The sequence below is a fragment of the Dictyobacter halimunensis genome, assembly GCF_036245075.1.
Genome location: NZ_BSRI01000002.1, coordinates 1,233,735 through 1,259,254 on the forward strand (window position 1 = coordinate 1,233,735; position 25,520 = coordinate 1,259,254).

The 25,520-nt window shown below is 52.8% G+C and carries 23 protein-coding genes; 9 read left to right on the forward strand and 14 right to left on the reverse strand.

The window, feature by feature from the left end; translation table 11 throughout:
- Positions 1–9: 9 nt before the first annotated feature.
- Positions 10–375 (reverse strand): roadblock/LC7 domain-containing protein, encoded by a 366-nt coding sequence (locus AABA21_RS19165; protein ID WP_126595051.1) that lies wholly within the window; start codon positions 373–375, stop codon positions 10–12.
- Positions 376–822: 447 nt separating this feature from the next.
- On the opposite strand from AABA21_RS19165, the gene AABA21_RS19170 reads away from it, so the two are divergent.
- Entirely contained in the window at positions 823–1,347 is a 525-nt protein-coding gene (locus tag AABA21_RS19170) for an N-acetylmuramoyl-L-alanine amidase (RefSeq protein ID WP_338253008.1), read from the forward strand.
- 162 nt (positions 1,348–1,509) lie between these two features.
- On the opposite strand, the gene AABA21_RS19175 is transcribed toward AABA21_RS19170, so the two are convergent.
- The 3 genes from AABA21_RS19175 to AABA21_RS19185 form a co-directional block, all read right to left on the reverse strand.
- Positions 1,510–2,832, reverse strand: a complete 1,323-nt coding sequence (locus tag AABA21_RS19175; RefSeq protein ID WP_338253010.1) for an IS4 family transposase — start codon at positions 2,830–2,832, stop codon at positions 1,510–1,512.
- A gap of 147 nt (positions 2,833–2,979) precedes the next feature.
- A complete protein-coding gene (gene guaB, locus AABA21_RS19180; protein WP_338253012.1) occupies positions 2,980–4,482 on the reverse strand; it encodes an IMP dehydrogenase in 1,503 nt (500 codons plus the stop codon).
- Positions 4,483–4,795: 313 nt separating this feature from the next.
- A complete protein-coding gene (locus AABA21_RS19185; RefSeq protein WP_126595054.1) occupies positions 4,796–4,963 on the reverse strand; it encodes a lmo0937 family membrane protein in 168 nt (55 codons plus the stop codon).
- A 261-nt stretch (positions 4,964–5,224) separates the two neighbouring features.
- Between AABA21_RS19185 and AABA21_RS19190 the strand changes: the two genes are divergently transcribed.
- Genes AABA21_RS19190 through AABA21_RS19200 form a run of 3 tightly spaced genes read left to right on the forward strand, consistent with a single transcriptional unit; the run spans position 5,225 to position 7,532 of the window.
- On the forward strand, positions 5,225–6,193 hold the full coding sequence (locus AABA21_RS19190; protein WP_338253016.1) for an ABC transporter ATP-binding protein: 969 nt from the start codon (positions 5,225–5,227) through the stop codon (positions 6,191–6,193).
- Between the two features lie 4 nt (positions 6,194–6,197).
- Positions 6,198–6,995 (forward strand): ABC transporter permease, encoded by a 798-nt coding sequence (locus AABA21_RS19195; protein WP_338253018.1) that lies wholly within the window; start codon positions 6,198–6,200, stop codon positions 6,993–6,995.
- Positions 6,996–7,013: 18 nt separating this feature from the next.
- Entirely contained in the window at positions 7,014–7,532 is a 519-nt protein-coding gene (locus tag AABA21_RS19200; protein WP_338253020.1) for an MOSC domain-containing protein, read from the forward strand.
- Positions 7,533–7,575: 43 nt separating this feature from the next.
- Here AABA21_RS19200 and AABA21_RS19205 read toward each other — a convergent pair whose 3' ends face one another.
- The 5 genes from AABA21_RS19205 to AABA21_RS19225 all read right to left on the reverse strand — a co-directional run bounded on the left by AABA21_RS19205 (position 7,576) and on the right by AABA21_RS19225 (position 13,830).
- Positions 7,576–8,091, reverse strand: coding sequence for a vitamin K epoxide reductase family protein (locus AABA21_RS19205; protein ID WP_338253022.1), 516 nt, complete (start codon positions 8,089–8,091; stop codon positions 7,576–7,578).
- A 174-nt stretch (positions 8,092–8,265) separates the two neighbouring features.
- Positions 8,266–9,303, reverse strand: coding sequence for an ABC transporter ATP-binding protein (locus AABA21_RS19210; RefSeq protein WP_338253024.1), 1,038 nt, complete (start codon positions 9,301–9,303; stop codon positions 8,266–8,268).
- A gap of 33 nt (positions 9,304–9,336) precedes the next feature.
- Entirely contained in the window at positions 9,337–10,413 is a 1,077-nt protein-coding gene (locus AABA21_RS19215; RefSeq protein ID WP_338253026.1) for an ABC transporter ATP-binding protein, read from the reverse strand.
- Positions 10,410–12,170, reverse strand: coding sequence for a RecQ family ATP-dependent DNA helicase (locus AABA21_RS19220; RefSeq protein WP_338253028.1), 1,761 nt, complete (start codon positions 12,168–12,170; stop codon positions 10,410–10,412). Before AABA21_RS19220 ends, AABA21_RS19215 begins: the two co-directional genes overlap by 4 nt.
- Positions 12,171–12,372: 202 nt before the next feature.
- On the reverse strand, positions 12,373–13,830 hold the full coding sequence (locus AABA21_RS19225; RefSeq protein WP_338253029.1) for a response regulator: 1,458 nt from the start codon (positions 13,828–13,830) through the stop codon (positions 12,373–12,375).
- A gap of 323 nt (positions 13,831–14,153) precedes the next feature.
- Here AABA21_RS19225 and AABA21_RS19230 point away from each other — a divergent pair, with 323 nt between their 5' ends.
- On the forward strand, positions 14,154–15,284 hold the full coding sequence (locus AABA21_RS19230; protein ID WP_338253031.1) for an ABC transporter ATP-binding protein: 1,131 nt from the start codon (positions 14,154–14,156) through the stop codon (positions 15,282–15,284).
- Positions 15,285–15,312: 28 nt separating this feature from the next.
- Here the strand turns inward: AABA21_RS19230 and AABA21_RS19235 are convergent, their stop codons facing one another.
- Complete coding sequence (locus tag AABA21_RS19235; protein WP_338253033.1) at positions 15,313–15,480, reverse strand: hypothetical protein; 168 nt, start codon at positions 15,478–15,480, stop codon at positions 15,313–15,315.
- Between the two features lie 200 nt (positions 15,481–15,680).
- Here AABA21_RS19235 and AABA21_RS19240 point away from each other — a divergent pair, with 200 nt between their 5' ends.
- The gene (locus AABA21_RS19240) at positions 15,681–16,061 is read left to right on the forward strand and encodes a hypothetical protein (protein WP_338253035.1); all 381 of its coding nucleotides are present in this window, start codon (positions 15,681–15,683) and stop codon (positions 16,059–16,061) included.
- A 118-nt stretch (positions 16,062–16,179) separates the two neighbouring features.
- Here the strand turns inward: AABA21_RS19240 and AABA21_RS19245 are convergent, their stop codons facing one another.
- Positions 16,180–17,064 (reverse strand): beta-ketoacyl-[acyl-carrier-protein] synthase family protein, encoded by an 885-nt coding sequence (locus tag AABA21_RS19245; protein WP_338253037.1) that lies wholly within the window; start codon positions 17,062–17,064, stop codon positions 16,180–16,182.
- 303 nt (positions 17,065–17,367) lie between these two features.
- Positions 17,368–19,131, reverse strand: coding sequence for a thiamine pyrophosphate-binding protein (locus tag AABA21_RS19250; RefSeq protein WP_338253039.1), 1,764 nt, complete (start codon positions 19,129–19,131; stop codon positions 17,368–17,370).
- A gap of 969 nt (positions 19,132–20,100) precedes the next feature.
- On the opposite strand from AABA21_RS19250, the gene AABA21_RS19255 reads away from it, so the two are divergent.
- Positions 20,101–20,670: a hypothetical protein gene (locus tag AABA21_RS19255; RefSeq protein ID WP_338253041.1), complete on the forward strand. Its 570-nt coding sequence runs from the start codon at positions 20,101–20,103 to the stop codon at positions 20,668–20,670.
- An 83-nt stretch (positions 20,671–20,753) separates the two neighbouring features.
- Positions 20,754–21,836 carry a hypothetical protein gene (locus AABA21_RS19260; RefSeq protein WP_338253043.1) on the forward strand — a complete coding sequence of 361 codons (1,083 nt, stop codon included), beginning with the start codon at positions 20,754–20,756 and terminating at the stop codon, positions 21,834–21,836.
- A gap of 97 nt (positions 21,837–21,933) precedes the next feature.
- On the opposite strand, the gene AABA21_RS19265 is transcribed toward AABA21_RS19260, so the two are convergent.
- Together AABA21_RS19265 and AABA21_RS19270 are read right to left on the reverse strand one after the other, a co-directional pair.
- The gene (locus AABA21_RS19265) at positions 21,934–23,154 is read right to left on the reverse strand and encodes a restriction endonuclease (RefSeq protein ID WP_338253045.1); all 1,221 of its coding nucleotides are present in this window, start codon (positions 23,152–23,154) and stop codon (positions 21,934–21,936) included.
- Positions 23,155–23,533: 379 nt separating this feature from the next.
- Positions 23,534–25,066: a cellulose-binding protein gene (locus AABA21_RS19270; protein WP_338253047.1), complete on the reverse strand. Its 1,533-nt coding sequence runs from the start codon at positions 25,064–25,066 to the stop codon at positions 23,534–23,536.
- A gap of 14 nt (positions 25,067–25,080) precedes the next feature.
- Between AABA21_RS19270 and AABA21_RS39450 the strand changes: the two genes are divergently transcribed.
- A complete protein-coding gene (locus tag AABA21_RS39450) occupies positions 25,081–25,506 on the forward strand; it encodes a tyrosine-type recombinase/integrase (protein WP_420917163.1) in 426 nt (141 codons plus the stop codon).
- The last annotated feature ends 14 nt before the right edge of the window (positions 25,507–25,520 follow it).

A 25,520-nucleotide genomic window follows, 5' to 3' on the forward strand; every position in this document is an offset into this window, starting at 1 on the left:
TATGCTGCGCTAAGCTATATCTAGGGCCTCAAGAATTTCATTGCGGCTCGCTTTAACCAGATGGCGTACGCGACCAATATTCGAGGCATTGTCTGATAGTGTGACCAACAGGGCAAAATCACCCAGCGGATCAACACTCACTAACCCATTTTCGTATTCTAAGAGCAACCCTACAGTGCTTCCGCGCCCTATCTCCTGCCCCAATGCTTCGGCGGCACTAAAGCCAGTCGTTGTAATCGCGCCGACCGCCTCCATGTCGTCTTTCCCTTCACGAGTCATGCCCTCGATCATCAGGCCGTCTCGGCCAACCAGGATCGCTTGCCGCACGCCGGGAATCGCCAAGAAGCGGCTCAGCATTTGTTTTAGATCAACCATTCATTCCTCCGCACTGGTCGGTTGCCATCTTGTTCTTGGTAGTGAGTCTAAGACCCTAGTTATTCTAGCGTATGATCTATTGAGGCGCAATCATATGGGACATCTTGGCTAATGTCGATCAATCACGATCAGACAAACAACGTCTCTTCCCCATGTATTGCCCGCCTATCCCTTTTCGACCAGGGCAGCAGCTCATTTCGTTTTAAGCAACCGCATCAATATGCTACAATTATATTCTCTATGAACGTACGACACCATACCTTTCGCGCCTACGGCGCTCAATTTATTTTATGAGGAGTTGGCACAGCGGTGACAGGTGGGTGCGAATGCACCCACCTGTCACCGCTGTGCCAACTCCTCATAAAACACGGTGCGGCCGCGCATGCGGGGGCGCCTCCGCTCCAGAAGCATCGCGCCGGTATATATTTGTTTAATGGGAGGCTGTAAATGGATGAGGCAGAGGCCTTATGGCTACCTTCGCCAAATTATTTCCCTGGCCGGGCGGGGCATACGCCTCGCTGGATCATCGTCCATGGGACCGCTGGCTTCTCCAGCGCCGAGGAGGTTGGCCGTTATTTTCAGCAGGCAGATGTGAGCACCCACTATACCGTTGGGCGTGATGGAGTGATCGTCCAATCGGTGCGTGAACACGATGGCGCCTGGGGCAACGGCGGCGTCACTGCCGGACACGATCCCTGGTGGACGCGCGACATCAATCCCAACAACGTCACCATCTCGATCGAACACGTCAAACCCCATCGCGACAACTCTGACGAGCTCACGCAGATTCAAAAGGAGGTCAGCTTTCGCCTCATCCAGCATATCTGTGAGCGCCACCAGATCCCGACCTGCAAAGCTAATGCATCCGGAGGCATTACCGGCCATCGCTCGATGGATCCTGTAATGCGTAGCTTCTGCCCCGGTCCATATCCCTGGGATGAACTCTTTGAGTTCCTGAACGCTTCCTCATAGGCATATCTCGCGCCTTCGGCGCTTAAAAAGTTTAATGCAGTGATGCAAAAAGTGCGCAAAACGCACTTTTTGCATCACTGCATTAAAAAAGAGATTGGAGGCGTCAGCGCCTCCATGCTGGCATTAAAAAGAAGAGGCATCGCAAAGATACCCCCATAGGCGTCAAGTTAAGCCCCAATACTCCCCATCAAGAAGCTGATGGGAAGTGCTGGGGCACGTTGTTCGTGCTGGGATAGAAGCACTAGCAGCCAGGGCCTCGTGAATGAGTTGCAAGACGTACTCCAAAGGGAGCCGCCCTCGGAGTCCTTGAAGGAAGAGGGAAACCTGATCACGCAACAGATCTGCCGAGAGCATCCAACTGCGATGAGGATCATCCCAACAACTCTCCATGAGGACCCAATGTTGTACCAGCATGGCAAGAAGCTTTGCATAGAACTCACATAAGATCTGCTGCGGATTGGCACTGCTCCATTGATCCACCTGTCCATGGCTTTTCCAGAGTTTGAAGAGTAACTCCACCTGCCATCGCGCTCGATACAGAAGCAGAACTTCCTGTGCTTGCAGCACTGTCGCCGGAATCGTGGTCACGAGCAGATTCCAGGGAGCCAGAGCGAGCGCTTCAGCTGAGGGAGTGTGTCCCTGGTTTTTGGCCTTTTCTACCAAATGCGCTCGTCGTTGCTCTGCGACCTCGGGAGCCACGGGCAACGCCACCAAACGAGCCGGTAACCACAAAGCCGGGATGGAACCAAGACGAACGGACAGATCAATGACCTTTCCCGTTTGCTGGCTCAGATACCTCGCTAAGGGCAAACGTTTCCCATCAGGGGTCGAGACCGCCAGATCGCCACGCGGACGAATGACAAAAAAGATGCCTCTCTGGGCCAACTGACGCAGATAGCGTAAGCTGTAATAGGCTGCATCGGCCACCCACACGCCTCCGACCGGAAGGGCAAGGGCGTGCACAGGATTGTGCGTTTCATGGCTTTTGCCATCTTGCAACAGCGGTCCCCGCAATTGCCCCGAACGCAGATCCCAGCGTACCCCAAGCTTGACCGAAGAGGCCGAGCCACTGCCTCCACATCCCTTCCACAGGAATGCCAGCGCATCTGGCAATTGTACACTAGAGGCATCTTCCAAAATGACGGCGGGGAAGCGCGCTAGGAGTCCTTGCGTCAGAGGAGCAACCAGGATCAGTGTTGAGACTGCCTGTTCCAACACACTGCGAAGCCAGGAAGCTGTTTGAAAGCTCAATCGCCCCACAATAGCTTGTTTACTGACGCTGACGCCGGCGGTGTGAGCAAAGCGTGCCAGTTGACTCGGACCAGCCAGTGGATGCTGAAACCATCCCAGGACCAGCACGAGGAGGAGATTTGTGGCAGAAAAACAGCGCTGCCGCTTGATGACTTTTTGCTCTTTCGCCAAGCGAGTAGCATCTTCAAAAAAGAGAGTCCGCAACGCTTGGCTCAGTGATGCTATACTTTCCATAAGAAAACTCCTGTGGGTGATGTGTGTTTCACAACCTTCATCGTCTCACAGGAGTATTTTTTGCCTAGCTCGACTTTTTCTGCTTAACTTGACGCCTATGGAGGCATCGCAAAGATACCCCTTCTTTTTATTCCACTTGATCGCTTGTTAGCGATTTTTGGTGCCGTAGTTGGGCGCCTCTTTGGTGATCATAACGTCATGGGGATGGCTTTCACGCAGGCCAGCATTGGTGATGCGGGTAAACTGCGCGTAGTTCTGCATGTCGCTGATGGTTGCCGATCCGGCATAACCCATGGCCTGACGCAGGCCACCAACCAGCTGGAAGACCAGGGGTCCCAGCATACCTTTATAAGGTACGCGGGCCTCGATGCCTTCGGCGATCAGTTCTGTTTCGTCGACCTCGCCCTGGAAGTAGCGGTGCTTGCTATAGCTCCTCTGCTTCATGGCGCCGATCGAACCCATGCCACGGTAATCTTTGAAGCGCTCACCGTGGGAGATCATCAATTCACCTGGACTCTCATCCACACCAGCCAGCAGGCTGCCCAGCATGACGCTGTCAGAACCGGCGGCGATGGCTTTGGCGATATCACCCGAATACTGGATACCACCATCACCGATGATGGGGACGTTGTAGCGACGAGCAACGGCAGCACAATCATAAATGGCGGTAATCTGGGCCATACCAACACCCGAGATAATACGCGTGGTACAGATGGAGCCCGCGCCGATACCTACCTTCACGGCATCAACTCCGGCCTGAATCAGGGCCTCGGTGGCTTCGGCCGTGACGACGTTGCCAGCCACCAGCTGAACCTTCTTGCCGAAGCGGTCGCTGATCTGGGCCACTCGCTCCACAACCATGCGAGAATGTCCATGCGAGGTATCTACTACCAGTGCGTCGACCCCCTCTTCCACCAGCGCGGCACAGCGATCTAACGAATCGGGACCCACGCCAACGGCGGCGGCCACGCGCAGACGACCATATTCGTCTTTGGCGGCATTGGGATACAGAATCTTCTTCTGAATGTCCTTCATGGTAATCAGGCCTTTGAGCATGCCATGCTCATCAACCACGGGCAGTTTTTCAACTTTGCTTTGATGGAGGATTTCGCGGGCCTGTTCCAGGGTGGTACCAACGGGGACGGTTACGAGGTTTTCACGGGTCATCAGATCGGCGATAGGACGGTCAACATTCGTTTCAAAGCGCATGTCGCGGTTCGTCAGGATGCCTACCAGTTTTCCCTCTTCGGTGATGGGAATACCAGAGATATGGAAGCGCTTCATGACCAGTAGCGCTTCATTGAGAGCAGCGTCAGGTTCCAGCGTGATTGGATCAGTAATCATACCAGACTCAGAACGCTTGACCTTATCTACCTCTTGAGCCTGGAAATCGATGGACGCATTACTATGTATAACACCAATACCACCTTCACGCGCTAGAGCAATGGCCATACGGGCTTCAGTGACTGTATCCATAGCGGCACTAACGATCGGAATATTGAGGGATATTGTACGGGTGAATCGTGTCTGGGTGGAAACTTCGCGGGGAAGAACTGAAGATGCGGCGGGAATGATCAACACATCATCAAACGTGAGGCCTTCTTTAGCAAACTTCTGGGCAAAGGAGTCCGGGTTTTGTGCCAGAGACATGGTTTAAGACATCCTCCTTATAAAAAACACCAGCACACATTATTAACGTGTACTGGTCCCTTGGCGGGTAAAACAGGCAAGTACCTGCACTGCTTATAAGACAAATTTACTCGATAATTTTTGATAGTGTAACATCTATAATTGGAGGTCGTCAAATAGATAATCTCATACCCATGGCTGACTTTAACATATGGCCTATTTAGCTGCGGGTAATCAGGGTATAACGCTATTCAGCACAACTATAAAGAAAAAAGCTCTCCCGTATAAAATAGCCGGAGGAGCTTTTTCTATCTGTATGGCCGCTTACTAAGAGTTATAGGGTGCGGCGACCACGTGAACCCATCACCAGGTTGTAGATGATAACGACAACGGCGATGACCAGCAGAATGTGAATCAATGCGCTGGAGACGTGCAGGACGAGAAATCCAAGCAGCCAGAGGATGAACAATACAACCGCTACTGCCCAAAGTAAACCAACCATGATGTATCTCCTTTGACAAAAAAGGTTAAGACTGACAAAAATGTATTTTCCGATTATGACTTGTGGAAACATTCTTTATGTAACCACTTTATATACGTTTCACAAACCAAAATAGATGTACGATCCTAAGGCTACGCTTGTCATCTGACCAAAACTGCTGTACTTTATACAGAGGATTTCTTACTTTCTGGTTGACGCGATCCTGTGCGCTGTGTTTCAGGTCGCGCCCATGAAATGGTTGCATATTAAGGAGTAGCTCTTATGTCTGCTCACACGCAGACAACGACACATATGGTACAGCCGCAATCGTCAGATGGCGCGGCCATCGTCGTTGAGAATTTCAGCAAAAGCTACGGCGCGCATCGCGTCGTCAATCATTTACAATTTCAGGTTCAGCCCGGCGAGGTGTTCGCGCTGCTGGGCCCTAATGGCGCAGGCAAAACGACAACGGTTGAGACCCTGGAGGGCTATCGGACTCCCGACGAGGGGACGATTAGAGTGCTGGGACTCGATCCCGTGCGCCAGGCGCAGGCGTTAAAACCACGCATCGGGGTCATGCTGCAGCAAGATGGCCTCTATCCGGCTCTGACGGCCCGCGAGGTGCTCAGTCTTTTCGCCGGCTACTATGCGCAGCCACAGGCGGTGGATGCGCTATTGGAACGCGTGGGGCTGACCTCGGCGGCCAAAACACGTTGTCGCCGTCTTTCGGGCGGACAGAAACGCCGCCTGGCACTGGCGGTAGCCCTGATCGGCAACCCTGAACTGGTCTTTCTGGATGAGCCTACGGCGGGCATGGATCCCCAGGCGCGCCAGACGACCTGGGAGATTGTGCGCGAACTGAAGCGTAGTAGCGTAACCATCCTGCTCACCACCCACCTGATGGATGAGGCGGAGCGACTGGCTGATCGCGTCGCCATTATCGATCATGGTCAGTTGATCGCTATGGATACACCGGGCAATCTCACCGGCGGCCAGAACGCCAATATCGTGCGCTTCGTGGCGCCCGAAGGACTGGACTGTACGCGACTGGCGGCACTACCGGCGGCGAAAAGCGCGGAAGAGGTGCGGGCCGGTAGCTACGTCATTGAGTCCGATAATATTCCAGCACTCCTGGTGGAGTTGACTACCTGGCTACGAGATCAAAACATCGCTCTCTCTGAGCTACGTGTAGGCCACGGCTCACTGGAGGATCTCTTCTTACGCTTAACTGGATCAGAGGTACGAGATTAACATCATGGCCACACATTCATCATTAACGACAGATACGGCAAAAGTTCAGTGTAGCAATGCGCCTGCCTCAACGGGACGTCAGATTCTCAAGCAGACGCAGTTCGAACTATTGCTCACCAGCAGGCGCGGAGAAAACGTGCTGGTCACACTGATCATTCCTGTAATGCTGCTCATTTTCTTCGCCTCGCTGCGCATCATTCCTGTTGGTCCAGGCGAGAACGCGGCATCGTTCCTGCTACCGGGCATCCTGGCGATCGCTATTATGGCCGCTGGCATGGTCAATCTGGGCATCGCGACCGCCTATGAACGTTACTATGGCGTGCTCAAGCGTCTGGGCAGCTCCCCACTATCCCGCAGCGGACTTATTATCGCCAAGATTATCTCGATTCTGGTTCTGGAAGTGGTGCAAGTCTTGCTGCTGGTTGGCGTGGCGATGGCGCTCTATGGCTGGCGCCCGGTCGGCTCGCTGCCTTTCGCTCTGCTCTCGATCGCCCTGGGCACCATCACCTTCGCGTCTCTGGGGCTGGCGATGGCGGGCGCGCTCCGCGCGGAGATGACGCTGGCCGGAGCGAACGCGCTGTTTTTGATCTTCATCCTGCTGGGTGGTGGCATCCTGCCACTGGACCATCTGCCGGCGCCGATCGCGGCTCTTGCCCAGCTGCTACCAGCCTCAGCGCTCACGCAGGCCCTGCAACAAACGATGTCCAGCCACGGCAGCTTCCCACTCTATCCCATTCTGCTGCTAGCCTTCTGGGCTATCGTGATCCTGCTGGTCGCGATCCGTACCTTTAAATGGGAGTAGGTAAGTAGTTCATACATTATGACGAGCAATATACAGACAGGGACGGTGATCGCGGTATGCCGCAATCCTCAACCCGGGCTTCCTAAGCCGGTCGTGGATGAGATTCAGCTGTTGGATGACCTGGGAGTAGAGGGGGATTATCACGCCGGAAAACTTGTCCGACACCGCTACCTGGCCAGAAAATACCCTGATCGACCAAATCTGCGCCAGGTATTGCTCGTCGATGCCCAGGCCTACCAGGATATCGAACAACAAGACATCCAGCTGGGTCCAGGCTCGATGGGCGAGAACATGACTGTTCAGGGGCTGCCATTGATGCTGCTGGCTATCGGCACACAGCTCTTGATCGGAGATGTCCTCTTAGAGGTTACTGAGGTACGCACTCCCTGCAAGCAGTTAAATGGCATGCATCCCGACCTCCTGCAGGCAGTAACGACCAGGGAACAGGGCAAAAAACGCTTTAAAGCCGGCATTATGGCCCGCATCTTGCATGGCGGAGCTGTACGCGCCGGCGACCACATCACTATCGCCTCATAACAATGCAACACCGTAGTAGGTGCGCCGCTTTCGGGCGCTTTTATTAATTCGCGCGCCGGCTCACCTGGGGCACTTCGGCTTCCCCTTCGTCCTCATAATAATCCTCGTCATAGTCCTGTGACCGCGTTAACTGAAATACAGCAACCAGGAACATGACCAGCATGATGATGTGGAGAACCGTACACCAGGCGCAGATGTTATGCAGGTAAACCAGTTCGGCATAGACCAGGTAGAGGGCAGTCAGCACACCGGTGGCGAACCAGATCGCTTCCACGACTTTAAGCAGGCGCTCCTGCGGCCAGATCTTCCAGTTGGCAAAGGCCAGGGCGCCGCTCACCAGAAACCAGAGCAGGCCAGGCACGGAGATGGGGATAGCTGTACCCGGCACAACCGAGAATGAGCTCGAAAGTACCCGTTCACAGTTGACGATGCCACTGGTGGAACAAACAACCGGCACTTTATCATAGTGGGCGATCGTCAGATAAATGGAGATAGCTACACCAACAACCGACAAAATCATATACGTAAACTGGACACCATAGCTACGAAAATACGTCATGCAAACCTCGCTGGCCTCTATGTTGAACTAGTATGGGATAGCATTACTCACTATGCTCTACCAGGATAGCATAAAGCCGAGCACAGCCACTTGTCAATGAATTCTCCACCGCTCTGATACATTTATATGTGCGCACGCTTCACAGCGGCAGAGAACCTCATCACGACTGTCTACCTACTCCCTTACAACTTCATTTGCGACCGGAGCAGTTACCTGGTCGGAGAAGTGGCAGGCCGCGTAGTGTTCATGACCTTCCTTGGCTTCGAATGCGGGCTCCACCTCGCGACATATCTTCTGCGCCATAGGGCAACGCGTATGGAAACGGCAACCCGATGGCATGTGCATAGGACTGGGCAGGTCACCGGTCAGAATGATGCGCTGCCGCTTTTTCTCAATTTGTGGATCCGGAATGGGAACCGCCGAGAGTAAGGCACGCGTGTAGGGATGTTTGGGAGCGACGTAGAGCTCATCGCGATCGGCCAGCTCGACGATTCTGCCCAGGTACATAACGGCCACACGGTCCGCCACGTGGCGGACAACGCTCAGATCGTGCGAGACAAACAGATAGGTCAGATTAAAGCGGCGCTGCAGACTCTGCAGCAGATTCAGGACCTGCGCCCGCACCGAGACATCGAGCGCGGAGACCGGCTCATCAGCGATAATAAGCTCGGGATTCAGCGCCAGGGCGCGCGCCACCGCGATGCGCTGGCGCTGCCCCCCACTGAATTCATGGGGATAGCGATCGATATATTCAGAACGCAGTCCAACCAGGCGCAATAACTCTTCCGTCCGGGTGCGAATCTCCTGCTTGCTCCCCATCTGATAAATATGCATGGGCTCGGCGATCAACGAGCCAATCGTAAAACGGGGATTGAGGGAGGCAAAGGGGTCCTGAAAAATCATCTGGACCTGCCTGCGCATCTTCCACAGGGCCTCGCTATCCATCGTTACCAGGTCCTGACCATCAAAAAGCACCTGGCCGGCGGTCGGCTTATATAAACGGACAATCGAGCGGCCAATCGTGGTTTTTCCGGAGCCACTTTCACCCACCAGGCCCAGCGTTTGACCGCGCTCAATGCTAAAGCTTACGTCGTCGACCGCCTGTACGTTTCCGACGGTGCGCTGGAAAATAATGCCCCGGGTCACCGGAAAATACATCTTCAGGTTGCGCACATCGAGCAACACCTTGCTACCCACTACTGTCTCGGCCATCACCGCGACCTCCTTTCAGCCTATAAATGACTATCATCCCTGCGAGACCTTCTCACCAGCGGTTTGAAACGTCGTCTGTAAAGCCTGGCGTCGCGCCTGTTGACGCTGCCGCGCCATGCTCTGCTGTTTGGGATCGGTCACGTCAGCCCAGCAGGCTTTACGATGAGCCGACTGGTCGGTCAATGCTTCTAACGGGGGCATTTCCCGGCAGGCCGCGCGCGCAAATGAGCAACGAGGCATAAAAGGACAGCCCGTGGGAGGTCGCAGTAGATCAGGTGGTGAACCCTCGATTGTATTGAGTTCCTGCTGCCGTGCTTCGTCCAGGCGCGGCACCGAAGAGAGCAGGCCCAGGGTATAGGGATGGCGTGGATTGGCAAAGAGCTCGTCGGTCGGCCCCTCTTCCACCACTTTCCCCGCGTACATCACGACCACGCGATCGGCGATCCCCGCCACAACTCCCAGGTCATGGGTAATCAAAATAAGTGAGGTGCCCAGGTCTTTACAGACCCCACTGATCAATTCGAGGATCTGGGCCTGCACGGTCACGTCGAGGGCGGTTGTGGGCTCATCGGCGATCAGCAGGCGAGGATTGCAGGCCAGAGCGATGGCGATCATCACACGCTGGCGCATGCCGCCGCTGAACTGGTGCGGAAAGGCGTCTATGCGATGCTGAGGATCTGGAATGCCTACCTGCTCCAGTAGCTCAATAGCCCGCCTGCGCGCCTCACCACTTCCCAGCTTCAGATGGATGCGTAACCCTTCGGCGATCTGCTTGCCGATCGTCATGGTGGGATTCAAACAGGCCATGGGGTCCTGAAAAATCATGCCGATCTGCCCACCGCGAATGCCACGCATGGTCTTCTCGGGCAAATCCAGCAGGTTCTGTCCGGCGAAAAAAACCTCTCCGCCTATATACTCGCCCGGCGGCTGAGGCACCAGGCGCATAATCGAGAGGGCGGTCACGCTTTTGCCGCAACCACTCTCTCCTACCAGCGCTACCTTCTCACCAGGCCGGACCGCAAAACTGACGCCATCCACAGCATGCACGTAGCCAGCCCTGGTTTTGAAGTATGTCTTCAGGTCCTGTACATCTAAGAGATACTCCTTCAAATCATACGTCTCCTTGCTATCAACGATTGTCGTTCTGACATGGGTTGAGCTATCGAGAAAAAAACATTCCCTATCATATGAGACGCCGGACAAATGGAAAAAGTGAAAGAATATCTTGATTCAAGATAAACTGGCAAGCAAGCCGCGCTCCACGACCAGGTCAACAAACAGGGTTTTGTAGCCAACTTCATTGAAGAGGACCACCATTTTGTCGCCTTCGTAACGCAATACCAGGCCATCACCCCAGCTCTTATGCATGACTTTGCTGTTGATCGGGAAAGGCTGCTGCAGGCCATCAACCACGGTGATGCCAGCATCGCAGTTATCACAGTTGTGGCAGGGGGGTCTTCCATGTTCTCACCAAAGTAGTTTAAGAGGTATTCACGGCGGCAATCCCCAACTTCAGCATAACAACGGATCATCTCGATACGCGAACGATCAAACGCGCGCCGTGAGTGGTGCGCCTCCATTGCCCCCTGCGTCACTTCATCAATATTCTCGATGATGCCTTTAGACATCACTTCACCGGTAGGTAGTGTAGTGATAGCCCCGCTCTCTTCCAGCCGGGTCAGAGCTTCGGCCAGCTTTGAACGCGAGAGATGGGTCTCTTCCGAGAGTTCTTGCAGGGTTACTGGCTCGATCTGCTCTTGAATGACGCGCGCGACCAGCTCCACCTGGTCGATATCGATGCGGCCAGCACCGGCAAAGAAGCGATGAATACGCAGGTCTTCGGTGCGATAGAACAGAATAGCCCTGGCCGGAAGACCATCACGGCCCGCTCGCCCAACCTCCTGATAGTACGAATCCAGCGAGTCACTGATATCGTAGTGATAGACGAAGCGCACATTCGGCTTATCAATGCCCATGCCAAAGGCTACCGTGGCGACGATGACCTCGATCTCGTCATCCATAAACTGATGCTGTACCTGCTCACGATCGACCGCACGCATTCCCGCATGATAGAAAGCCGCTTTGACCCCTCGTTCGCAGAGTGCCCTGGCGATCTCCTCGGAGTGTTTGCGCGTCGCAGTATAGATGATCCCGGGCCGTTCGCTTTCCAGAACGCGTTCCAGCAGGGCATTCCTCTTATCCGCCTCACTCCGAAACTTCTCAACACCCAGCCAGATATTGGGTCGGTCAAATCCCTGAACAACGATTTGCGGATCATTCATCTGCAGGCGTTCGATGATCTCTTCACGCACCAGAGGCGCGGCGGTCGCGGTCAGGGCGACCACTGTTGGATGGCCGAGGGCCTGGATAACAGAGCTCAGGCGCAGATACTCGGGTCGGAAGTCATGGCCCCATTCACTGATGCAGTGGGCCTCGTCAATAACGAAGAGGGCTGGCTGCGCAGCCCTTAACTGCTCAAGCATATCTTCGTTATTGAATTGTTCCGGGGCCAGGAATAGGAAGTTGAGCTCACGCTTTTTGAGCCGCTCTAGCACTCCTTCACGCTCAGCATCACGCATCGTTGAGTTGATTGAGGCCGCGTTTCCCACATTGAGATCCTCGATAGCTTCTACCTGGTCGCGCTGCAGTGCGATCAAAGGCGAAACAATAATTGCCGGACCCTTCAGCAGCAGAGCAGTCACCTGGTAAATCAAGGATTTGCCCAGCCCGGTAGGTAGAATAGCGATGGTGTCGTGACCGTCTAAAATCGAACGGATCGCCGACGCCTGCCCAGGCCGTAGCTCTTCATAGCCAAATTTCTCACGCGTAATCCGTTCCAGTTGACGCGTGCTCTTTCGTCTAATCATCCCGGTCATCCATTTCATCTATTGTTTTTTTGCTTCATTGCAACGTTTTTTATAGTTATCGCAATATCAGGAACGCGGGCTCATAGCACATATGTTGCGCAATGTGTTTAGAGAACCAAAGCGAATACTATATATATAAGAAACGGATGATAAAGATAAACAGATGACCTCATGTATAAAGGGAAGATAAGGCCCGAGACTTTCAGGCTAAGGCGCCACTACCGCCACAGCTGATGGTCCAGATGGCGTGGGTTTGTGGGATAGGAGACGATGTCTCCTGGCGCTGCACATAATTATCTTCAGAGAGAGGCAGCTTCATAAAAAGCGCGCGCCGATCTTCCGGAAAATTTTGAATTTCCATGTGCCCATTGTGGCGCTCCACTATCTTGCGCGCGATGTAGAAGCCCGCGCCCAGTGAATGCGCGCCCTGGTCGCGCAGGGTGAGAATAGCTTCTGTGCCCACCTGCTGCAACGTAATGGTGGTAGGGTATTGCTGGCGGATCGAGCTCTGAGTACCCTCGATGAGCGTGCTCAATACCTGGCGAATCTGCTTCTCGTCTACTTCCACCTCCAATGGTCCGGCCAGACCCTGATGATCAAGCTGCATATCGGTATCGGAGGTCTCTTCCTGCAAGATACGATGGCAGAGACGGGCCAGGTCACAGCGTTGTCGGCGCAGGATGAAGCGTTGCGTCTCTATGCTGGAAGTGTTGAGGAGCTCATGCACCAGCGCCTCGGTCCGCTCAATCGACTCCTCAATGGTACTAAAGCTCCTGGTCACGATCTCGGAGAGTTCGCTGCCCTCCAGTTTCTGGCGTAAAAGCTGGGTCAAACTCTTGAGCCGCGTGATCGGCTCTTTGAGCTCCTGCGATACCAGGCTGATCACTTTATCTTTGGTGGTATGTGCCTCGGCCAGTTCTTCTGTGCGTTGCTGCACCAGCCGCTCCAGAGAACGCGTGTAAAGCTCCAACGCCTGCTGTTGTTCCTGTACCTGGCGACGCAATTGACAGGTCTGGATGGCGCGCAGCAAGGCGGCGACAAAGTTATCGCGCTCAATGGGCTTCTGGATATAATCATAGGCGCCCCCACGTAGAGCCTGGATCGCCAGGTTGTGTTCTCCATGGCCGGTAATCAGGATGGTGGGAGTCTCGGGCTGGGACTCGCGGATTTTCGACAGTAGCGTCAGGCCATCCATCTCTGGCATCTTGATATCGCTCACGATGGCATCGTAGCGCTTTTCCTTCAATAACTGCAGCGCCATTTGGGCAGACTGGGCGGTGGAAACATCCACGTGCGGCAGGCGCAATGAAATAGTTCTGGGCAGTGCGTGCAGCAGAGCGGGATCATCATCCACAATCAAAATATTGGGTGTTGGTTGCTGCTGCTGTGAAACGGGCTGCGCTACGACCTGTGGCGAAAAGCGAAAGTCGCAGGAGCGTGCCAGTAGTCCAGAGTGCAATCGTATGCCGACCTGGTCAAGCGTCACCAGGTACCAGCCGGCCGCATCTATAGCGACATGGCCCGGTATCCAGGAGCCAAAGACATGAATTTCTATATTCTCGCCGCTAGACAATTCATGTCCGTCTAACAGCAGACAGTTCCGCTCCTCATCAAATGCCAGCGTACCGGTCATCTCTTTGGTATTTTTCTCATCCATCATTCTCAATCAATCCAAATTTCGTCAACTTGCTAGCCTTAGATAGAGATACTAAGCATATTACAGAAAAAGACACAAGATGCTTTCTGATTACAATAACATTGTCGGCTCACCAATAGCAATTTGACTAGAAAAGTAGCCTATAGTAGCCCATAAAGATATAGAACGATAGTACCCCGAGCGGCACACTTCATGCCCAAAAATCAATATGGGACGTCTCCTAATTTATACTATATTCTTGTATTATAGGGCCATTCGCTTGTATTGTGACTCAGATCGGATGAAAGCTCATCAAAGCATACCTGAATCAAGGGAGACCACAGGTGATGAATATGCTGGACGTGCAGGATGTCGTGAAATGCTTCGGGACAACAATAGCGCTCGACCACACAAGCTTTAGCTTGCACAACAATGACTTCCTGGTTCTGGCGGGACCCTCCAATAGCGGCAAGACAACGCTGTTTCGTTTGCTCAGCGGGCTTGAGAGGCCGGACTCAGGTGCGATCTTGCTCAATGGTGTCAATATAGGGGAGAGGGAAGGAGGAGCACGCAAGGTGGCGCTGGTGTCGCACAAATATGGGGTCGCCTATAAGCTAAGCGTTTATGACAATATTGCGCAGTCGCTGCGCTTCCGGCGCCAGTCAAAGAAAATGGTCGACCAGCAGGTACAGAGCGCCCTGGAGATTCTAGAGCTACAGCATCTTCAGAAAATGCACATGAGGCAGCTTTCGGGAGGGGAGATACAACGGGTCATGATCGCGAAGGCTATGGTCAGAGATGCTGATCTTTATCTCTTCGATGAGCCACTAGCACAACTTGATCCACATACCCACCATCGCGCTCAGCAGGCCATACAGATGGTACATCGTCTCAAGGGAGCGATCAGCATCTACGCGACACAACATCCTACCAGCGCCCTGACCATCGCGACCCGGCTGGCCCTCATTCACCAGGGACGCATTCAGCAGATAGGGGCACCGGAGGAGGTTTTGCGCCGACCGGCCAATCTCTTTGTGGCCGAATACCTGCATCAACCCAGGTTCAATCAGGTTCCCGCATCCGTGCACGCCACGGATACCGGCTATCTCATTCAAGCCGATGGGTTCAGCTTTATCTTGCCACCAGCATGGCAAGCGCCGCTCGCTCAACTCGCCAATCAAGCTGGCGTCATTCTCGGCATTCGCCCAAATACCATTCTCTCAACCTGGACTCCTTCATTGCTCGATGCCAGTGGATACATACACATACCAACGCAGATCACCCATATTGATCACTTAATGGGGAAATGGACCATGCAACTCCGCGTGGGACAACAGACCAACCTGGTCGCTGAGCTGAAAGATATCTATCATCCTTCACTCCAGGCCGGCACGCACATAGAGATCGGCCTTCATCCAGATGATATCTGCCTCTTCCATCCCACAACCAGGACGCTGCTGCTACCTCCATCGGGATAGCATCCGCCGTTCCACAGGTATGGATTTCTCATTCTTCCGTCTGGTTGGAGAGGGTGCGAAGATACATAACAAGAGAGATAAAACCACAAATATCAATGAGTGCGCTAAGTCCAACATAGCCCGTAAATAACGTGATCAGGCTAAATAGAAAACAGATAATGCCCAGAAGCGCCCATTTACGACCAGGGTTTTCCATCTCTTTGCCCCTTTGAACAGAATAAAAATGCTTTACAATATACTATTTTACGCACAAAAGATCATCATTCTACAAGAGCAGCTTTATTTTTTTGAATACGTCTAGAAACCTTTATGGGTTTTCTTTCGTGTCATTAGTTACCAGCTTCTCTCAATTAGATCCTTGTATGCCCGGATTTTTAGCGAAAAGGAATAAGGACTATGAGCCAACAGGATAAATCACACGAACAGCAATCTGCCCCCCGACCTATCCAGGGGACCAATGATGTTGAGGTTGATGCCGATCTGGGCGATAGCATTGCGCAAGAGCTAGGCAAGCTCTCCACCAGGAAATCTCACCTGGATCCAAAGGCAGTCAAACAAGATCTCGAACGCAAGCGTCAGCAGCAACCATCCGTGACCGGCAGCGAAGATATCGAGGCCGATACCGACCTGGGCGATGGAGAGATCGCCAGCGAACTTGGCAGCCTTTCTGGCCGTCGGGTAAAGCAGGAATTGAAGAAAGCACAGAATGAAGAGCAGGCGCTGAGTACCGACTTCGAAAATAATCAGACCCGTACCGACATTAATCAAAGGACCTGATAGTAACACAGTCCCGGCTTGCGCATATACAAGCCGGGACTGTGTTACTATGCCGTTGCTTACCCTGCATAACTCACGGCACCTTCTCCAAATCAGTCCCCGAGGGCAGATATTATAATCAGCGCTCACTCATATTGATTGAACGCTTGAAAAGAAGCACCGTTTGATGGTAGCCAACCCCTACGGCCGCAAGGACCAAATATGGCGCAGTAATCAGCGGATAGTGATATGCCAATGTGACAGCGTAGGAGGCCAGGGTCAGGTTTCCAAATTGCTCCAGTGTATCCAGGTATTCCTTTGGTTCGATACGAGCAGCCCAATTATCCATCAGAACACGCGAGGCCTGATGCGTGATGAGCGCGATGTCCTTTCCGCTGAGACCGTGTTTTTTCAACAGGGAGAGTACCATCGCCGGGATGCCGTGCATCGCCGACACCTGAAAAGAATGCAGCCCTTGTTCCTCGGTGATCTTATACGTAGGATGCGCGCTCTCGCGGGTCTGCATCGTCATCGCGCCATATTGCTCACTCAGTGTCTGGGTAGCGTAATCCAGTAGAACAAATTCGGCATCCGGACCAATCAGCGCCGCTCCTGCTCCGTCACCTACGCTTAGTGCGTGCCCCTGCGTGTAGTCCATGTATTGGGTCCAGTTGGTTCCACAAACAACGAGCGCGTGTTTGCTGTGGCCGACGGTGATGGCTTCACAAGCTTGCAAGATCCCCACCAGGAAGGTCGAGAATTCATTGTTCAGTGGGATGACCATCGTCTGTTCTGGCAACTGAAGCGCGTGATGGACCTCGTAAAGGCTGTTCGGGGTAAGATATTCCGCTACTGACGTGTAACCGTACAGTCGATCAATATCCAGCACGGTTCTATGGGCTCTTTTAATGGCTACTCTTGCCGCCTCTACCATAAATGTTTCAACTCGTTCATCGCCTGCTAAGTGGCGCCGCTCCTTCAGACCCGTAAAGAGGTCCACTTCCGAGATCCCCTGCGCGTTCATCGTCCTTGTGAGCGTCTTGAAAATAGGGTCGTCGTTCGTGCGGATGTGAGGTGGGACGCTGAAACCACACGATTTGATCCCGACTCTGTTGTTTCTTGGCTCTCGCGCCGTCGCATCTCGGGATCGAAAGGGAGATCGATCTTTGAAAATGTGATACATCGTTCTACTGCTTCACTTTCGATATTTCCACAGCACCTTGCTCTCCGAGGAGAAAACATTCTCTCTCTGGTGAGATCAGCACAGACACAAGGGAATGGATGGATATCTCACTGTCAGAGAGAGAAGTTTATCGAGAGGCGCTTATTATTGCTTTCCGAAGAAGGCTTTTAATGTATCGGCTCGTTGTTGCAAAGCGCGAGGCGTCTCCTCTATGTCGACAATAGCTTCGATCAGGCACGGTTTTTGCAAGCGAAGCGCTTGCTGCAGGCTCTCTTCAAATTCAGCGAGTGTGGTCGCGGTAAACGCTTCTACCCCCGCGCCACGGGCAATGGCGCTCACATCCATGGGCTTGCTATACCTGGTCAGGTACGAGGTACCCGAGAGGAGCTTTTCACCGTTGTATACCATGCCGTGGCCACCATTGTTAAGGACCACCCAGATGACTGGAAGGTGGTAGTCTACCGCAGTATGGATTTCCAGGCCATTCATCCCAAAGGCGCCGTCCCCGAGCAGTGCGACAACCGGTTTGTCTGGCGCGGCAACTTTTCCGCCGATGGCCGCCGCAATAGAATACCCCATCGATGCGACATTGGTCGCGAAAAACATTGTGCCCGTCTGGCGGGCCTCGTAAAACTGGCCCGCCCAGCTGAGGCAGTTCCCGTTGTCAACGAACAGCAGGGTGTCATCGGGTAGAATATCATTCATTTTCGTCACAACCGCCTGCGGTTTGAGGACAGGAGCTTCAGCCTGCAATGTCTCGGCATGGTAATAGCGGGGATGCTGCTCACGAAGCGCGTGTAGCTCGGTGTAAGAATCACGCAGTGATCTCGATCCACCCTGGCTGAGTGCATCCGTCAAGGCGAGAAGCACAGCATTTGCGTCGCCAACAATGCTGTAGTCGACCGGATAGTTTTTGCCGATCTCCAGCGGATCAATATCGATCTGTATGACCGTGCGATTGGCCGCCAGGCGTGAGTCCCAGCCGTTGGTCTGGAATTCGCCAAGGCTGGTTCCAATCACCACAAGGGTATCGACGTCTTCAGCACATACGTACGCTTCCGCCAGAGGGTGCCCACCGAAGCCAAAAACGCCGAGTGAGAGGAGGTGCCGTTCAGGAAATGCACTTTTCCCTTTGAGCGTCGTCGCGACCGGAATAGCCAATTGTTCGGCAAGGCGCTGGAGGGGTTTCCAGGCGCCAGACAGATTGATGCCATGACCAACCAGCAAGGCGGGTTTCCGCGCCAATCTCAGCACAGAAACCACGTCTTGAACAGCTTGTGGATCTCCTGCGGGCAGAGTCTGGGTATAAAACTTCGTCACGGGATGTGCGCTCACCGAAACCATTTGTTTGATCACATCGGCCGGCAAATTCAAGTGCACCGCCCCGGTGCGGCCGGTGAGAGCGGTCCGAACCATACGGCGAATCATGTGGGGCATCTGCTCGCCACTCTGTAGCATCAACGACAATTTCGTCGCGGCGCGATAGGCATCAACGACATCAACGTTCCAGTTGCCGCTGCTACTGTCCTGGAGCCCACCTTTGCCAAAAACACTGGTAGCCACCTGTCCGGTTAGGGCCAGGACGGGGATCGAATCGCTGTGGGCGCTGGCGACGCCGGTAAACGCGTTTGTTGCGCCGGGACCACTCGTCGCGCAACACACACCGAGGCCACGCCGGACGCGCGCGTACCCTTCTGCCATAAACGCCGCGCCCTCTTCATGTTTCGCTAAGACGGGCTGGATGTGCTGCCGCTCAGACAGGGCGGCAAACAAAGGGACCAGAGGGCCGCCGGGAACGCCAAAAATATGTGTGACGTGCATTTCCTCAAGAGCATTAAAGAGCACATGGACAGCAGGTAATGTCTGAGTGAGCTCTGCAAGCATAATGTCGTTTTTAAGTGTGTTCATTTCAAGCCAAATCCTTTAATTGCGCCTCTCGTGTCTACTCCTCCACACGAGGTAGAAACACATGCAATCTGCTCTCCCACCGTGGGATGTCGCAGGATATCCATGTCTGCCAGACTCCGGGTTGATACAAATAAAAGGGACGCTGGTATGGTTCATCAGCAAATGATTATGCATCCCCGGCTATCAACGCGAAGGACGAGATGCATCATCATTGAGGCAATCTGATCGTAATAAGTATAGTTAAGAGAGGGGGATTCTTCACAGACAGAGCAATCAAGCAACCATTGGATAGCCTGCATGTGCGTCAACAAATGCCACATTTTCTCTGCCAGGCAGAGAAACAAATAAGTGTCTCCCTTCTCTCTTCTATTAGTAGATTTCCATGTTGTTATAGCATTATTTTCATTCCTTGTCTAATTTTAAATCGATAACATGACCTCTATCTCTTTGAAACTTGTCACTTGTTACTCTTAACACCAAATATGCAAGTTGGGGTTATACTTTCTTGAATGGCTATCACAAATAGATGAGATTACTTGCCTTACGCCTTCTATTTATATTGTTGAGTCTTTTGTCTCTAGCGTAACGCCATATGGACACACCATCTTGCGGTCTATGCAGCTAGAGCTATTTGAACGGGATCTCTAATAGCTTATAGAGGCGCGAGATGCATGGCATTATATCTAATGAATACGACTCAGTATGCGAATTACATGATAAATGTAGAGCTTATCATACGACTATTGGAAGATATTCAGACCCATTTGTAAGAGACAATTGAATTTATGCTTACGGGTGTGATATAGTCGGCATATATAGGATGAAGTGGTTTTAACCATGATTAGGTGTCCTTGTTTTTCTTGCCCAATTTATTAGCAGTATTAGCACAAACCACACCTCATATAAAAGGTGCGAAATGGAGGAAAGAAATCATATCGATTTCGCTGAAACATTCACAAAAGGGGTAGCATGGAAAACAAAGATTATATTGATGCAAGCTTAGGACTTGCATTTAGTCTCGGGGTCTTTGAGCGATACCGAAGGAATGGTTTATTACAAGCAAATGACCTTCGCCATGTGCCGGGTATCCGGGGACGCTGCACCGGGTACCTTCAATTGGTCGAAGGCAAAGTCACTGCGTGTTATGTACAAGAACAAAACGGAAAGCGTCATCCTATAACGATAGACGTTCTCATACGCCTGGATGGGGAACGGGGACCTTTCCAATGGGTGCTTCATCCTCTGCCGGCCCCGCCAACATCTCATCCTGACAAAGATGCACCATCAGAACAGGAGCAAAAGCCTCCGATTCCACGGCAAATAGCCAGACTTAATGTGGACAATTTAATCGGCTGGACGACAATCCAAAAACTGATGTTACAAAGCGTTTACGAGCAGATTGATGGACGCAGAGATATCACTGATATCAAAAAAGCTGTTCCCCTTTCATCAAATGTGGTCGACGAAGCACTGCGGATTCTTTTTTCCCTAAAAGTAATCATTTTCATTACTCCGGACGACCAAAATAAATTTTTTTGATGAAGTCTGCCTGAATACATCAACTATCCTGATGCCATCAGGACACCCATAGCAGTCGCACAATACACTAAAGAAGGAATTCGATGAACAACACGCAAAACAACCAGGGATGGTCTCCCCAAGAACTTGTCGAGGAGAATAGACAGAGAGCGGGCCTGATAGGATGGTGGTACGCGAATACCGCGCTCCCAACGCCTCCATCGAGTGCGAGTTTTGTAGAACGAGAAGTCGCCCGTAAATCACAGCTCACCTCGACCATTATTTTCTGGCTCCTCGTGTGTTTTATTCTCTTTATTCCAGGCTGCCTCGCCCTGCCCAACCCATTTGTTATATGGGCTGACGCGATTATGATTGTCTTCTCATTCATCGCTATTTTCTTCAATCGGTCGCGGAAGCCCCAGAGCGCTGGATTTCTGTTAACTATAGGCTTTGAAATCGCATTGACCCTGGTTATTTTTACGACCTGGCCGCTAGACGAACCCAGCATCCAGCAATACGAGTTATTTGTCTTTGGAGAGCTGCTCTGCGTATCTCTTCTCAGTTCAAGCAGCGTTTTCATCGTGATGATCTACAATATCGGCATCATCCTGGGCAGCTTATTTTTGCAGCCGCATACAGCCGCGCTCAATCACGATCTCCAGATGCAGTTAATTCCTATCATCATTCGCCCCGTTGGTGTCCAGATCCTGGTGGCTTTCGTCTCGTGGCTCTGGGTCAACTCCGCGTCAAAAGCGCTCAAACGCGCAGATCGGGCTGAGATGATCGCCTACCTTGAGCATCAACTCGTCGATGAACGAGAGCATCTCCAGCAGGGCATCAACCAGATACTGCAGACCCACGTAGAGGTTGCCAATGGCAACTTAAAGGCGCGTGCCCCGCTCAACCAGGATAACGTGCTCTGGCAGATTGCACGATCACTCAATATGCTGCTCGATCGCCTGCAAAGATCAGCAATACAAGAGCAGCGCTTAAAGCGCATGGAGATGGCCGTTCAAGTACAGGTACAGGCAATTCAGCAGGCCGAGAAGCAAAACGAGAAACCGGTCCTGCACTTTACCCAAACGGAACTCGACCTGCTGATTGCGGCTCTGCAGGGCAAAGAGTTGGGCCGAACGACCCAGATGCCGAGCATGCAACGCTCACAACAGGCATTCGGAAGCCAATAACATAAGAGTAATATCCGTATCAGGTATGAGTCACTGTATGTGACAGCCAAACTACCTAACAATGCCGATGTACCCGGCATCGGTATTGTTAGGTGCCTTAGTTTTCGCGAGAGACGTAATAGCGCATCTGCTCATCCGCGCGTTCCAGCACATCCATGACCTCGTAATGCAACAGCTCCCTCCATAAGTACGGCGCGATACGCACTATCCCCTGCTCCTGATCGTATTCCATAAAGTTCTTAATCAGGAATCGCTGAAGTGGATGATTCACGATCAGCCGCTTGATCTCCTGATCGCTGGCCGTCAACGGCTGAACCATCAAGGAGCCGGAACGCTCTAGAGGTTGACCGAGTTCAACGTGTTGTATGTAGATATTGCGAAACTCACGTGCCAGGTCTTCAAGGCTCACCTTTCCTTCACGGTCCACCAGCGAGAAAAAGGCCTTAATCATCACAGGCTTGTATGACCGGGAAAGATTGCGGCTCCTGGCAAAATCCAGGAATTCTTGCTTCCAGTCCTGGCTCGATGCGGGTCGCTGCTCCAGGCGTAATGCCCGGCGGATAGATTCGATGTGATCACGCCTGAAGTAATAGCTGCTGCGACCAGAGGCCTGCGGTTGGACGGCGTCGGGAACAACGATCCCATCTTCTACCCAGCGTCGGAGCCGGGCCGGGTCGACGCGCAGGGCATAGCCCAGCGTATTCAGCATGATCAGGTCTTCGGCCGGATTCAGATCGATCGGCTGGTCGCTGGCCATCTGCTGGACATGCGCCTTATACGGCACGGGCGATTCGCTGACCTGGGCCGACCATAGATTCTTCATGGCTTCGAAGGACGCAAAGTAGTCGCCATCAATATCCAGCTTATCCGCGCTATGCGGCGAGGACCTCAACCCGAGCCGGTGCTCGATCATTAAGGAGACGATCTGCTCACCATTCAGGGTCAGCACGCGTGGAACCGAAGTGGTCGCCTTCTGCAACGCCTGTCGAGCATAGTCGGCGGTGGTAACAAATAAGCCGTTGGAGAAGCGGCCGGACAAAGCGCCCACAAAACGATCAATATCGGGACGCTGCACATTGTTGCGGTACCGCTTCACCTGGATGCCAAGCGGAAGCTGAAAGCTCCCGGCCATCAGCGTACCCTGGGCATCGATACCGCCATCCCCGACATAACGGGTGACGGAGATATCCTCAAGGCCTGCGTAGGGCAAAAAATTGCCAGCAAAAAACTCAAAGCTGCGCGCCGACATCGCCAGCAGCTGCGCCCGCAACTCGCGTCTGAGCTCGGGCTGCACAGGGGGCGCCGGGTAAGATGGCATAACACTCCTTTGCTTACTTCTTCAGATCCTTCTTTTCTTCCGCCTGGCGCATCGCTTCCGGGCTGAAGGCACACCACGTCTAACTTCGAACACACTCTCAATTGTACCAGAAAAAGAGAGGAATAAGTGCAGTAGATCGTGTATCACTACGGCTGGTGCGCGCTGAATGTGAAGCACTCATTCGTGAATGTGGAGCAGCACCAAAACCACTCTGCCTCCTTTCGTTACAGTATCATCCTTTATTTACCAGCAACTTACATACCTGGTAATATGGCTTTCAGAATAGTTAAAGTGTTTGAAGTAATAATGGCGTGGTAGGCGCTGAGCGCCTACCACGCCATTATTACTTCAAACAGATTTTAAGTCCGGCTAATGAAGATTAATCATCGCCGGAAAAGACGACGGTTGTGAGTGAATAGGGAGCGATCGTCTGCGTGTTGGCAGCCGCATTGCCCCTGACATGGGTAACGGTGATGCCTCCGGTGCTGTTGGCCCCATAGCTGTAGACGGTCGCGCCTGTGACATGCCCTGGATGCGCCTGTGACAGGTCGACGCTATAGCTGTTATTCGGATCTTTGTTGATCAGCAGCACGGCGATACTGTCATCGAGTTGGCGTACGGCATGTACTGTGACAAGGCTCTGAGTGGATGAAGCGGTCAGCATGCGATTATAGGGCTGCACGAGATGGCTGACCATCTGCAAACCATAATAGGTGGGGAATGGCGTATTGGCTGGTGGCTCGCTCACACCACCGTCGCTGTTCCCGGCGGAAAGCATGCCATAATCGCCATACGTCGTGTTGCCAAAGAGGGTCGGGCTATTGTTCCCATAGGTCACGATACCATTGTGGGTATCCCACCAATCGACGTTATTGACGCCGTTTTCCAGCCAGGTCATATAATCGTCGTCCAGGAACAGAGCGTTCACCACGCTCACCGTCTGCTTACCAGGATTATAGGGGACCGAGTTGGTCTCGGTCACATCGATCTTAACCTGGCCGGCCCTGTTACCACAATACTGATTGATCAGCGAGTGCAGGGTTGCGACCTTGCCGGGGATGGCCGCGGTATTGCCAAGCAGACCGGCATCCGACTCATTGCCGGGGATGGATGCGTAATCCGCGTACCAGTGGACGGCAGCGAAATCCATCTTAGAGCCGACAATCGAGAGCACGGTATGATTCCAGTCCTGCGTATCGCCACTGGCAACCACTCCATCGGGCCAATCGCCAGGCATCGTCAGCACAATACCGATCTTAATAGTAGGATCGACGGCTTTCATGGCCGAAACAAATTGTAGCGCATTGTTGGCGTAGGCGGCCGGACCCTTCTGGGCGTGCGTATCGTACTCCCAGTTCGCGCCATACGAGCCATTGCCATATATCTCGTTGCCGATTTCCCAGTACTGAACATGGTAGTGCTTCGTGATATTGGCGTATTTTACCCACGCGGCCGCCTCGGCGGGTGTACCCGATCCATAATTAGCAGTAACCATCGCCTGGGCACCGGTCTGATGGACCACGCGCATAAAGGCATCAAAATCATTGGCGCCAGCGCTGGTATTACCAGGCTCAATTGTATTCGTCTGCCAGTGATAGGTATCAGAGGTCGACCCGCCTGGATAACGCATCACCTTGACGCCCGCCTGCTGCAACAGCGAAGGCACCACCGCATCCTGCAGATGAGAATCCCAGACAGCATTGTTGACACCCAGCGCTGTCGCAGGAATACGCCCAGGCCCATGTTGAGCATTTACCGTTACCTTCGCTGGTAGGGTTGCCGTGGAAGAGGCTGATGCGTTGAAGGGCACCGCCATAACCACAGTCAACATGCCAAGCAGTACAGCGGTCGAGGCAATCACGCGCCGCAACCACTGTGTAGAGAAGTAGTAAGAACCAGCCTTCCCTGACATAAAAGATCGCTCCTTTGCTTAAAGATCCCATACAACTGCCATATTTTAGTGCAACAAAGCTAACACACTGCTTTACCACACGGATTCAATGTACAAACTTTTCAGCAGGTGCACAAGTCTTTTTTTCGTCAGTTTTTGCTCACTTTCTCACCTGTGTACTAGAACAGACAAAATTATTTAAATGCACAGGTGCAGGGCATCAATACAGGCCAGTTCAAATATCAGCGCATACCTCCAGGCACATTTTTGCTAGAATTTACCTGGAACAAGGCGGCGAAATTTATAAACTTTCCCGGCTCATGGGACACAGTAGCGTTGAGATTACAGAGGAATATCTCAAGAATTTTGACTCCAGGTCGGCCCGAAAAGAGCAGCATAAGTTCTCTGCCGTGTCGGCTATGGAGCTTTTACGGAAGAAAAAACACAAGCATTCTAATTGACATAACGGGGATGT